The sequence below is a fragment of the Metabacillus flavus genome (genome assembly GCF_018283675.1).
Lineage (GTDB): Bacteria > Bacillota > Bacilli > Bacillales > Bacillaceae > Metabacillus_B > Metabacillus_B flavus.
In genome coordinates this window covers 2,757,299-2,769,477 of record NZ_JAGVRK010000001.1, presented here as the reverse complement: position 1 = coordinate 2,769,477, position 12,179 = coordinate 2,757,299, and the positions used below count along the sequence as shown (strand labels likewise).

General features: G+C 45.4%; 9 protein-coding genes. All 9 read left to right on the top strand.

Annotation, left to right across the window (positions count from 1 at the left end; translation table 11 throughout):
- The first annotated feature begins 6 nt into the window (after nucleotides 1–6).
- Nucleotides 7–1,047, top strand: a complete 1,041-nt coding sequence (gene ilvC, locus J9317_RS14205) for a ketol-acid reductoisomerase (RefSeq protein WP_284143280.1) — start codon at nucleotides 7–9, stop codon at nucleotides 1,045–1,047.
- The gene (locus tag J9317_RS14200) at nucleotides 1,034–2,578 is read left to right on the top strand and encodes a 2-isopropylmalate synthase (RefSeq protein WP_211559655.1); all 1,545 of its coding nucleotides are present in this window, start codon (nucleotides 1,034–1,036) and stop codon (nucleotides 2,576–2,578) included. Before ilvC ends, J9317_RS14200 begins: the two co-directional genes overlap by 14 nt.
- A 19-nt stretch (nucleotides 2,579–2,597) precedes the next feature.
- Nucleotides 2,598–3,710 carry a 3-isopropylmalate dehydrogenase gene (leuB, locus tag J9317_RS14195; RefSeq protein WP_211559653.1) on the top strand — a complete coding sequence of 371 codons (1,113 nt, stop codon included), beginning with the start codon at nucleotides 2,598–2,600 and terminating at the stop codon, nucleotides 3,708–3,710.
- 25 nt (nucleotides 3,711–3,735) lie between these two features.
- Complete coding sequence (leuC, locus tag J9317_RS14190) at nucleotides 3,736–5,178, top strand: 3-isopropylmalate dehydratase large subunit (protein WP_211559651.1); 1,443 nt, start codon at nucleotides 3,736–3,738, stop codon at nucleotides 5,176–5,178.
- Entirely contained in the window at nucleotides 5,153–5,743 is a 591-nt protein-coding gene (gene leuD, locus J9317_RS14185) for a 3-isopropylmalate dehydratase small subunit (protein ID WP_211559650.1), read from the top strand. The genes leuC and leuD overlap by 26 nt, the downstream gene beginning before the upstream one ends.
- Nucleotides 5,744–5,982: 239 nt before the next feature.
- Nucleotides 5,983–7,014 (top strand): tetratricopeptide repeat protein, encoded by a 1,032-nt coding sequence (locus J9317_RS14180; RefSeq protein ID WP_211559648.1) that lies wholly within the window; start codon nucleotides 5,983–5,985, stop codon nucleotides 7,012–7,014.
- 174 nt (nucleotides 7,015–7,188) lie between these two features.
- A complete protein-coding gene (gene tig, locus J9317_RS14175) occupies nucleotides 7,189–8,475 on the top strand; it encodes a trigger factor (RefSeq protein ID WP_211559646.1) in 1,287 nt (428 codons plus the stop codon).
- A 443-nt stretch (nucleotides 8,476–8,918) separates the two neighbouring features.
- The gene (gene clpX, locus J9317_RS14170) at nucleotides 8,919–10,184 is read left to right on the top strand and encodes an ATP-dependent protease ATP-binding subunit ClpX (protein ID WP_211559643.1); all 1,266 of its coding nucleotides are present in this window, start codon (nucleotides 8,919–8,921) and stop codon (nucleotides 10,182–10,184) included.
- A 262-nt stretch (nucleotides 10,185–10,446) separates the two neighbouring features.
- Nucleotides 10,447–12,093, top strand: coding sequence for an ATP-dependent protease LonB (lonB, locus tag J9317_RS14165; protein ID WP_211559641.1), 1,647 nt, complete (start codon nucleotides 10,447–10,449; stop codon nucleotides 12,091–12,093).
- Nucleotides 12,094–12,179 lie beyond the last annotated feature (86 nt).

Sequence of the window (12,179 nt, the reverse complement as noted above, 5' to 3'; positions counted from 1 at the left end):
TTCGAAATGGAGAGATGGACTATGGCAAAGGTTTACTATAACGGGGATGTAAATGAACAGGCACTTCAAGGGAAAAAAATCGCAGTAATCGGATACGGCTCTCAAGGTCATGCACATGCGCTGAATTTGAAAGAAAGCGGACTTGATGTTGTTGTCGGTGTCAGAAAAGGCGGTTCTTTTGAAAAAGCAAAACAGGATGGACATCAGGTTTATACAGTGAAGGAAGCAGCTGAAGCGGCAGATGTCATCATGGTACTATTGCCGGATGAACAGCAGGCGAAAGTATATGAGCATGAGATTAAAGACGCACTTGAGCCAGGGAAATCATTGGTTTTTGCCCACGGATTCAACATCCATTTTCATCAGATCGTACCGCCCGAATTTGTTGACGTTTTCCTTGTTGCTCCGAAAGGGCCGGGACATCTTGTGCGGAGAACGTATACAGAAGGAGCCGGAGTTCCAGCGCTGTTTGCCATCCAGCAGGATGTTTCCGGAAAAGCTCGTGATACAGCCCTGGCTTATGCAAAAGGAATCGGTGCCGGCCGTGCAGGAGTTCTTGAAACAACGTTTAAGGAAGAAACGGAGACTGATTTGTTTGGAGAACAGGCAGTATTGTGCGGCGGTTTGACTTCCCTTGTAAAAGCTGGATTTGAAACACTTGTAGAAGCAGGATATCAACCTGAATTAGCTTACTTTGAGTGTATGCATGAGCTGAAATTGATCGTGGACCTCATGTATGAAGGCGGTTTGGAAGGAATGAGATACTCTGTTTCTGACACAGCGCAATGGGGCGATTTTGTTTCAGGGCCAAGAGTCGTGGATGCCAAAGTAAAAGAATCCATGAAAGCGGTGCTTGAAGACATTCAGTCCGGAAGATTCGCGAAGGAATGGATTGTTGAAAACCAGGTGAACCGTCCTCAATTTAACGCCATCAATAAGCGCGAAAACGAACATCAAATTGAAAAAGTGGGAAGAGAACTTAGAAGCATGATGCCGTTCGTCAAGCCAAAAGCAAAAGAGGCGGTGACCGCTGGTGCGGAAAATTAATGTATTTGACACAACCTTAAGAGATGGCGAACAGTCAGCCGGCGTCAATTTGACGTTCGGAGAGAAGCTTGAAATTGCAAGACAGCTTGAAAGATTGGGTGTGGATATTATGGAGGCGGGCTTTCCGGCCTCCTCCAAATCGGAGATGAAGAGTGTCAGAGAGATTGCCCGTACAATCCGCAGCTGCTCCGTTACAGGACTTGCCAGATCTGTGAAAGGAGATATTGACACCGCGTGGGAAGCGCTGAAGGACGGGGCAGATCCAAGATTGCATGTCTTCCTGGCAACCTCCCCAATTCATAGGGAATACAAGCTGAAAAAATCGAAGGAGCAGGTCATCGAAGCAGCAGTTGAGGCCGTCAAATACGCGAAAACGTTTTTCCCGATTGTTCAGTGGTCAGCGGAAGATGCATGCAGAACGGAGATTGATTTTTTAAGCGAGATTGTTGCTGAAGTGATTAAAGCGGGAGCAGATGTTGTAAACATCCCGGATACAGTCGGCTATATTCATCCAAAAGAGTACGGTGAAATTTTCTCTTATTTAAAAGGAAATGTAGATGGTATCGATCAGGTCATTCTCTCTGCTCATTGCCACAACGATCTTGGAATGGCCGTCGCTAATTCCCTATCCGCCATCGAACATGGCGCCAGCCAAATAGAGGGGACCATTAATGGAATTGGAGAACGGGCAGGAAATGCGGCCCTGGAAGAAATTGCGGTAGCTTTAAAGATTAGAGGAGATCATTACCAATCTTATTTTGATTTGAAGCTGGATGAAATCAAGCGGACAAGTGACATTGTGAGCAAATTGACCGGAATGGCCGTTCCGGGCAACAAAGCGGTTGTCGGAAAGAATGCATTTGCCCACGAATCCGGAATTCATCAAGATGGAGTGCTGAAAGAAAAAACGACATATGAAATTATTTCTCCGGAAATGGTCGGCGTATCCTCTAATTCACTTGTTTTAGGAAAACACTCCGGAAGGCATGCATTTGGTGCAAGAATGAAGGAACTGGGCTTTACATTAGAGGAAAAAGAATTGAAAAGAGCCTTTGACCGATTTAAAGACTGGTCGGAGAAAAAGAAGGAATTCACGGACGCCGATCTCATTTCAATTTTAATGGAAGAAAAAGCAGCAAACGGAGCTTGCGGCTATGAATTGATGACACTCCAGGTACAGTTCGGAACCTCCAATATTACGACAGCTGCGGTAACGCTCAGAGACCGGAACAAGGCCGTCATTCAGGAAGCCGCTACTGGAGCAGGAAGTGTAGAGGCGATATATAATACGCTGGAACGCTGTATCGGAGCAACGGTCCATTTGAAGGACTACCGCATTCAATCAAACAGCAGCGGAAGAGACGCGCTTGCAGAGGTTTATGTGAAAGTGGAATTTAAGGGAATTGAAACGAGCGGACGCGGAATGGCGCAGGATGTCCTTGAAGCGTCAGCAAGGGCTTATGTAAATGCAGTGAACCGCGTGCTTCTGTTCAGTCAGGAAGAGCAGGAAGCCATTCAGATGCCAGTCTAAACGAAATGGGGGATGAATCATGAAGAAAACAATCGCAATGCTGCCGGGAGATGGAATTGGAAAAGAAGTGATGCAGGGTGCACAGGAAGTCTTGTCCGTCATTGCCGAACAGTTTGGCCATGAATTTATCTTTACATCCGGATTAATTGGCGGTTCCGCCATTGATCAGCGGGGAGGTCCGCTTCCTGCTGAAACCCTGGAGCTTTGCAGAAACGCAGACGCCATTATGCTTGGTGCTGTAGGAGGGCCGAAATGGGACCGGGAGCCTGCCGATAACAGACCGGAGAGAGGCTTGCTTGCACTCCGCAAAGAACTTGGCCTTTATGCCAATATCCGGCCTGTAAAAGCATATGAATGTCTAACCGATCACAGCCCTTTTAAAAAATCAGTGCTTAATGGAGTGGATTTCGTTATTGTCCGGGAGCTAACCGGCGGTTTGTATTTCGGAAAACCGAGTGAACGTTCCGGCAAGGGTGGCGAAGAATCGGCGGTGGATACTCTTTTTTACACGAAGGAAGAAGTCAGACGGATTTTAGCAGCTGCATTTGAAATGGCAGCCGGCCGGAGGAAAAAGGTTACGTCCGTTGATAAGGCCAATGTGCTGGAATCGAGCAGAATGTGGAGAGAAACCGCTGAAGAAGTGAAGGCGGACTACCCGGATGTGGAGCTTGAGCATATGCTTGTAGACAATGCTGCCATGCAGCTCATTAAAAATCCTTCTCAATTTGATGTTCTGGTGACAGAAAATATGTTTGGCGATATTTTAAGCGACGAGGCTTCCGTATTAACGGGATCGCTGGGAATGCTTCCCTCTTCAAGTTTATCCCTGAACGGCCTTCATTTGTATGAACCGGTACACGGATCCGCTCCTGATATAGCCGGAAAGAATAAAGCCAATCCGCTTGCGATGATCTTATCCGCTGCCATGATGCTTCGCACTTCCTTCGGTATGGAGGAAGAAGCGAAAGCGGTTGAACGCGCCGTCCAGCATGTTCTGGATGCGGGGAAACGAACAGGAGATCTGGCGTTTAAAAACGATCATCCGCTTACTACAGCTGAAATGATCGATGAAATTAAAGAAGGATTGGCCGATGATAATGCCATTCTTCATATCATGGAAGCTTACGCTTAAAAGCTGATAAAGGAGGAGGAGAAACATGAAACGAAGAACGCTATTTGAAAAATTGTGGGATCAGCATGTTGTCTATAATGAAGAGGGGAAACCGGATCTTCTCTACATTGACCTGCATCTCATTCATGAAGTAACCTCTCCGCAGGCATTCGAAGGACTTAGGACTAAAAACAGGAAGGTTAGAAGACCGGATCTGACCTTCGCTACGATGGATCATAATATCCCTACCGTAAATCGGACAGTCATTAAAGATGAAACAGCCAGAAATCAAATTAGTGCACTGGAAAGGAATTGCCGGGAGTTCGAAGTGGAACTTGCCGACATGGGAAGCGAGGATCAGGGGATTGTTCATGTGATTGGGCCTGAGCTTGGATTGACCCTTCCTGGGAAAACAATTGTATGCGGAGACAGTCACACTTCAACACACGGTGCATTTGGCGCCCTCGCATTTGGAATTGGCACGAGTGAAGTGGAGCACGTTTTTGCTACTCAAACACTTTGGCAGCAAAAGCCAAAAACCCTCCAAATCCAGATTGACGGGGAACTGGGAGAAGGGGTTACGGCAAAAGACGTGATCCTTTATATCATCGGGCAATACGGAGTGCGCTTCGGAACGGGCTATGTCATTGAATATAGCGGAAGTGTCATCCGGAGTCTTTCAATGGATGAACGAATGACCATTTGCAACATGTCCATTGAAGCAGGTGCGAGAGCCGGATTGATTGCACCGGATGAGACGACTTTCTCCTATATAAAGGGGAGAAAGTATGCGCCTAAAGGCGAAGCGTTTGAACGGGCAGTCGAGCAATGGAAACAGCTTGCTTCAGATGAGGGAGCTGTCTATGATAAAACAGCCCTAATTCGCGGAGAAGATATCGGTCCGATGATCACATGGGGTACGAACCCGGGAATGGCTTTATCTGTTGACAAGCGTATTCCGGTGCTTGATTCCTATTTAACTAAAGAAGAGAAGCGGGAAGCAGAGCGCGCCTATTTTTATATGGATCTCACTCCTGGCCAGCCGCTTGAGAACCTGCCTGTTCAGCACGTTTTTATTGGGTCATGTACGAACTCGCGTATTCACGATCTTAGGGAAGCTGCAGCTTTCGTACAAGGGAAAAAGGTAGCCTCAACTGTAAGGGCGATGGTTGTCCCGGGCTCAGAAGCGGTAAAGCGCAAGGCGGAAGAAGAGGGGCTTGATGCCATATTCACCGCAGCAGGCTTCGAATGGAGGCATTCAGGCTGCAGCATGTGCTTAAGTATGAATGATGATGCTGTTCCGGAAGGCGAGCGCTGTGCATCCACGTCCAACAGAAATTTTGAAGGACGCCAGGGAAAAGGGTCCCGCACCCACTTAGTGAGTCCGATAATGGCCGCTGCGGCAGCGATTTACGGGCGGTTCGTAGACATACGAAAATCACCGGACAAGGAGGGGGATTTCCATGCTTCAGCCGTTTCTTCTTCATAAAGGAAAGGTAGCAGTTCTCGATCGGGACAATGTCGATACCGATCAAATTATTCCGAAACAGTTTCTAAAACGGATTGAAAAAACGGGCTATGGAAGGTTTGCTTTCTACGATTGGCGCTATAAAGGGGATTATGAGCCAAATCCTGATTTTGAATTAAACAGGCCTGAATTTGCGGGAGCGACGATTTTGGCTGCCGGAGAAAATTTTGGGTGCGGATCCTCGAGGGAGCACGCGCCATGGGCTTTGGGCGATTACGGATTCAAAGTCATAATTGCCCCGTCCTTTGCAGATATTTTCCATCAGAACTGCCTGAAAAACGGCATTCTTCCTATTAGCCTGGAAAAAGAGAAAGTTACGGAGTTTATGGAGAAAGCAAATGACGGAGGAGTGGAGCTCACTGTTAATTTAGCCGATCAGACTATTTGGGCAGATACAGGATTGGCAGCCGCCTTTGATATAGACCCGCACTGGAAGGATATGCTTATGAATGGAAGAGACGAAATCGCTTATACACTCATCCATGAGGACAGCATCCGCCAATTTGAAGAAAGCCGGCGTGTATAAAAGAAGGAAGGTGCAAAGCGGGTGTCGCTTTGCACCTTTTTTGCTGTTCCGGAGTGGATCTTCGTCCAGCGAAGTCCCTCATCCTGCGGGGCCAAGCAGGGTGAGGGTCAATTCTGCGCCTCGACAGGACGCCGCGCACGTTTTTGTTCCTTGCTGCAGGCGCTCCGCCTTGCTGCTTGTGTTCCGTTCACCACATTGGTAAACTTGTAACAAAAATGAACGCGGAGTTGGTCTGATTCATGAGTGAAGACAAAAAATCAAAGATCATTCCATTTCCAAACCTTAAGGAGCGACTCGTCGACAAAGGGATGGAAGCTTTGAAAAAGAAACAGTTCCAGGACGCGCTGGAATTTTTCTCGGAAGCAAGAAATATGGATGAAGATCAGGCTGAAATACAGCTCGGAATTGCTTTGTGCCTTATGGAAATGGGCGAGCTGCAGGAAGCAAGCAAAGTTTGCAAGAAAATGCTAAATGAAGACATTGGTCATTACTTTACTGTGCTGCAGGTGTATTTGACCATTCTTATTCAGCTGAGGGAATATAATGAAGTCCAATCGACTATTGAAGCCGTTCTGGAAGAGAATCAGCTTCCTGCGGAGAGTGCAGAGCAATTTTACAGATTGCTTGATTTCAGCCGCCGAATGAGCGGCACTGAGCAGGAAGCCGGCTTGGAAGAGGAGGAGTCTTTCAGCTACGAGCCTGATGATTGGACAGAATCAGAAAAGTTTATGGCAGATCCTTCGAGGCAGATTGATTATATCCAATCGATCCGCGACCGGAATGTCGCGAAGCATATGCCTACACTGCGGTCTCTTTTAAGACATACTCATGCCCATCCGGTCATCAAGACGATGATTCTGCAGGTGCTAATGGAGCATGAAGTGGAAAAAAGCGTAACGGTTGAGAAGTTTGAGGATGTGCTGACTGTGGTACCAGCCTCTTTATCGGATCTTTCGGATACACCATTTGCCAAAAAGGTACTAATTTTGCTTGATGATCAACTTGGAGCTGAAAACCCGGCTCTATTTGAAGCAGTAAAAGAACTGTGGATCCGTCATTTGTTTGTCATGTTTCCTTTCCTGCCTAAGCCTGCTGATGCTTCACTTTGGGCTGCAGCTCTTCATAAAGCAGGATATGAAATGCATGGGATCGATATTGAAGAGGAAGAAATCGGGGCCTTATATAAAATACCTTCTTTTCAGCTTGCAGATGCATGCAGCAGGATCTTTCAAATTGAAAAAATGTCATACCTGGATCAGGGACCTCTCTAATAGCAGAAAAATATTGGAATAGGTTGAAACAACGTCATTCTGTGTTATAATGAAATGGTTTCATATCGTGATGGGGAGCGGAAAACGCTCGATTTACATAATGCAGCTGATGTTGCTGCTGATTTAATGAATCATGAAACTAACCACATACTATAGATTTTTGGAGGGAAACGCATGTCTGCTAAATGGGAAAAACTTGAAGGTAATCAAGGGATTTTGACTGTTGAAGTGGATGCTGAAACTTTCGACAACGCTTTGGACGAAGCATTTAAAAAAGTCGTACAGCAAGTATCCATTCCTGGCTTCCGCAAAGGGAAAGTTCCGCGCAGCCTGTTTGAACAGCGTTTTGGAGTAGAATCATTGTATCAGGACGCACTCGATATTCTTCTTCCGGTTGAATACGGAAAAGCAATTGACGAGACTGCGATCGAACCAATTGACCGCCCTGAAATCGACATCGATTCCATGGGTAAAGGCGAAACTCTTACTTTTACAGCAAAAGTAACAGTAAAGCCTGAAGTGAAACTTGGGGATTATAAAGGCCTTGAAGTTGACAAGGACGATGCTGAAGTAACAGACGAAGATGTAGATCAGGAATTGAAACAGCTTCAGGAGCGCCAAGCTGAACTTGTTGTGAAAGAAGAAGGCAAGATCGAAGATGGAGACACAGTTGTTATGGACTTTGAAGGCTTCGTAGATGGTGAAGCATTTGAAGGCGGACAAGCGGACAACTATTCTCTTGAAATTGGATCTGGTTCTTTCATTCCAGGTTTTGAAGAGCAGCTTGTAGGACTTGAAACGGGTGCTGAGAAAGATGTGGAAGTAACATTCCCAGAAGAGTACCACGCTGAAGACCTTGCTGGAAAAGCTGCAACATTCAAAGTGAAAATTCATGAAATCAAAGCGAAAGAGCTTCCTGAGCTTGATGATGAATTCGCTAAAGATGTTGATGAAGAAGTAGAAACGCTTGAAGCGCTTAAAGCAAAAACAAAAGAGCGCCTTCAGGAAACACGCAAAACTGAAGCTGAAAACAAGCTGCGCGACGCACTTGTAGAAAAAGCTGCTGAAAATGCAGAAGTGGAAATTCCACAGGTTATGATTGACAGCGAAGTAGAGCGCATGATGAAAGAATTCGAACAGCGCCTTCAAATGCAAGGCATGAACCTTGAACTGTACTTCCAATTCTCAGGTCAGGATGAAGAAGCACTTAAACAGCAAATGAACGAAGATGCTGCGAAGCGTGTGAAATTCAACCTTACTCTTGAAGCGGTAGCTTCAGCTGAAAGCCTTGAAGTAACGGATGCTGAAGTGGAAGAAGAGCTTTCTAAAATGGCTGAAATGTACAACATGCCGGTAGACAGCATCAAACAGGCACTTGGTTCTACCGATGCAGTGAAAGAGGATCTGAAAATCCGCAAAGCGATCGATTTCCTAGTGGAAAACAGCAAAAACGCTGCATAATATAAAATAGCTGACAGGGCGCGACTTGATCGTGCCCTGTTTTCTAAACAAAAGCTTTTGCAGAAAATGGCGACACATACATAGAAGCAGGATCATTCCTAATTAAATGAAAACATGCTAAAATACATATACATACATCAATACATATCCCTCTCAGGGAACTCCGTGATTTACCTGCCGCATAAGTATGCAAAAGATGTTTTTTCTTCAAAAATTAGGGTAGGATATAGGAAAGCATACATAGCAGCAATTGATCTTCAAACATCTTAATATCCATCACCGCAGTGTTTATGTTAAAATGCAGTACATACTTGATTTACTTGCGATTCCTATACCTGATCGGAGAACAGCCCTCACGGATTATCTCTGTAAATGTACCATTTGTATTCGCTGATGGACGGGGTTTTGATCGTATGAAGAGATAAAGAATAAGGGGTGAAACAATGTTTAAATTTAATGATGAAAAAGGACAGCTTAAATGTTCATTCTGCGGAAAAACACAGGATCAAGTTCGCAAGCTTGTAGCTGGACCGGGTGTTTATATATGTGACGAATGCATCGAGCTCTGCACTGAAATCGTTGAAGAAGAGCTTGGTACAGAAGAAGAAGTTGAGTTTAAAGATGTTCCAAAACCTGCAGAAATCAGAGAAATTCTTGATGAGTATGTAATCGGACAGGATGCAGCGAAGAAATCATTGGCTGTAGCTGTATATAATCACTACAAACGGATTAATTCAAGCAGCAAAATTGATGATGTAGAGCTTTCAAAAAGTAACATTGCGATGATCGGACCTACTGGAAGCGGTAAAACCCTTCTTGCTCAAACATTAGCCAGAATTCTAAATGTGCCATTTGCCATTGCGGATGCAACTTCTCTTACAGAGGCTGGTTATGTTGGGGAAGACGTAGAAAATATTCTGCTCAAGCTGATTCAGGCAGCAGATTACGATGTAGAAAAAGCTGAAAAAGGCATTATCTATATTGATGAAATTGACAAAGTAGCCCGTAAATCTGAAAATCCATCGATTACTCGCGATGTTTCAGGTGAAGGTGTGCAGCAGGCTTTGCTGAAAATTCTTGAAGGAACGGTTGCAAGTGTACCACCTCAGGGAGGACGCAAACATCCGCATCAGGAGTTTATCCAGATTGATACAACAAACATTCTCTTTATTTGCGGAGGAGCGTTTGATGGAATTGAACAAATTATTAAACGCCGTCTAGGCAAAAAAGTAATCGGCTTCGGATCAGACAATACGAAAGAAGAGCTTGATCAAAAAATGCTTCTTTCTAAAGTTCTTCCAGAAGATTTGCTTAAATTCGGTTTAATTCCAGAATTCATCGGCCGTCTTCCGGTTATTTCAAGCCTGGAGCCGCTGGATGAGGATGCTCTGGTTGAAATCCTCACTAAGCCTAAGAATGCCCTTGTTAAGCAATATCAAAAGATGCTTGATCTTGATGGAGTAGAGCTTGAATTTGAAGATGAAGCGCTGCTTGAAATTTCCAAGAAAGCAATTGAACGCAAGACTGGAGCCCGCGGTTTGAGATCCATTATTGAAGGACTCATGCTGGATGTTATGTTTGAACTTCCATCCCGTGATGATATCGAAAAATGTGTAATCACTGGAGCGACAGTTTCTGATCAAGTTCCGCCAAAGCTTGTTGCAAATGATGGAACAGTGATTGAAAAAGATAAAAAGACTTCAGCTTAATGATTGGTGAAAAAAGTCCGGGATCCCCCGGGCTTTTTTGCGTTTCTCAAACCTCCTTTCCTGCTCGCGTTCTTCTTTAAGCTGGGGCTTCATCCATATGAAATTGTTCGCCCTAAAACTCTTAATTTCCCTCCTTAAATCTTTACGCTTTGGGTTTATTCCTTCGCACAGGGGGAGATACTATGGGGAGCAAGAAGCAGCAACATGGCTAAGAGAGGAAGACTCTTTTACATAGAAAAAAGAAGCGGCAGGAGGGACCAATATGAGTTGGACAAGCATCGCACTGTTCGTGCAATTGTTTTTCGGCATTATCATCGGCCTGTATTTTTGGAATTTGCTAAAAAGCCAGAGGACTCAAAAGGTTTCCATAGACAGGGAATCAAAAAAGGAAATGGAACAGCTTAGAAAGATGAGATCGATCCGGTTAAGCGAGCCGCTATCAGAAAGAGTACGTCCGAAGACTTTCAGAGACATTGTTGGACAGGAGGATGGCATTCGATCCTTAAGTGCAGCGTTATGCGGGCCCAATCCTCAGCATGTCATTATTTATGGGCCGCCGGGAGTCGGGAAAACGGCAGCAGCAAGACTCGTATTAGAGGAAGCAAAACGAAATGGAAAATCTCCCTTCAGGCCTTCTGCTGTATTTGTTGAATTGGATGCGACGACAGCGAGATTTGATGAACGCGGAATTGCCGATCCGCTAATCGGTTCTGTTCATGACCCGATTTATCAAGGAGCAGGGGCGATGGGGCAGGCAGGAATTCCCCAGCCAAAGCAAGGAGCGGTTACACATGCTCACGGCGGTGTCTTGTTTATTGATGAGATCGGGGAGCTTCATCCTATCCAAATGAACAAGATGCTTAAAGTTTTGGAAGATCGAAAAGTCTTTTTGGAGAGCGCGTATTACAGCGAAGAAAATTCGAACATCCCGACGCATATCCATGATATTTTCCAAAACGGTCTGCCGGCTGATTTCCGTTTAATCGGAGCGACCACGAGAACTCCGAATGAAATCCCTCCTGCCATCAGGTCCCGGTGTGTGGAAGTGTTCTTCCGGGAGTTAGATCAAGCAGAGCTGTCGATTGTAGCCAATAAAGCAGCGGTTAAAATCGGAATGAACGTATCGACAAAAGGAATTGAATTAATGACCTCTTATGCAAGAAATGGACGGGAAATCGTGAACATGATGCAGATTGTGGCAGGCATGGCGATGAATGAGGACCGGGGTGAGGTGACCTTAAAGGATATTGAGTGGGTCATTCATTCCAGTCAAATGTCACCGCGGTTTGATCGGAAAATCGGGCTTGAAGCAAAGGTTGGTCTAGTAAACGGACTTGCGGTACATGGCCCTAATACAGGCTCTCTTTTAGAAATTGAAGTAATGGTCCTTCCTGCAAAAGATAAAGGCAGCATTAACATTACCGGCATTGTGGAAGAAGAAAGCATTGGTGACCGGGGGAAATCGATCCGGAGAAAAAGTATGGCAAAAGGCTCGGTGGAAAATGTGATCACCGTCCTCAAGTCTATGGGTGTCGACGCGGAGAGCTTTGAAATTCATGTGAACTTTCCGGGAGGCGTTCCGATTGACGGACCTTCAGCCGGAATCGCCATGGCGGCAGGGATTTTTTCGGCGATTCATAAAATCCCTATTGATCATAAGATTGCCATGACAGGCGAAATCAGTATTCATGGCCACGTGAAGCCAATCGGCGGTGTGGTGCCTAAAATAAAAGCAGCAAAGCTTGCAGGTGCAAAACGAGTCATTATTCCTGCGGAAAACAGTCAGTCCATATTGGAGGACATTCCCGGAATTACAATCATCCCGGTATCAAATTTCCAGGAAGTCCTGGATCATGCCCTGCTTGATCCGCCTGCTGAATTTTTACTGAATGAGAAAAAATCAGTTTGAGTTGGCATATAGTAGAGAGCGGTGAACCTCCAGGCAGCCTGGAGGTTTTCCTTTGCATAAAGAAGGCAAATGCATCCGATGGGCAA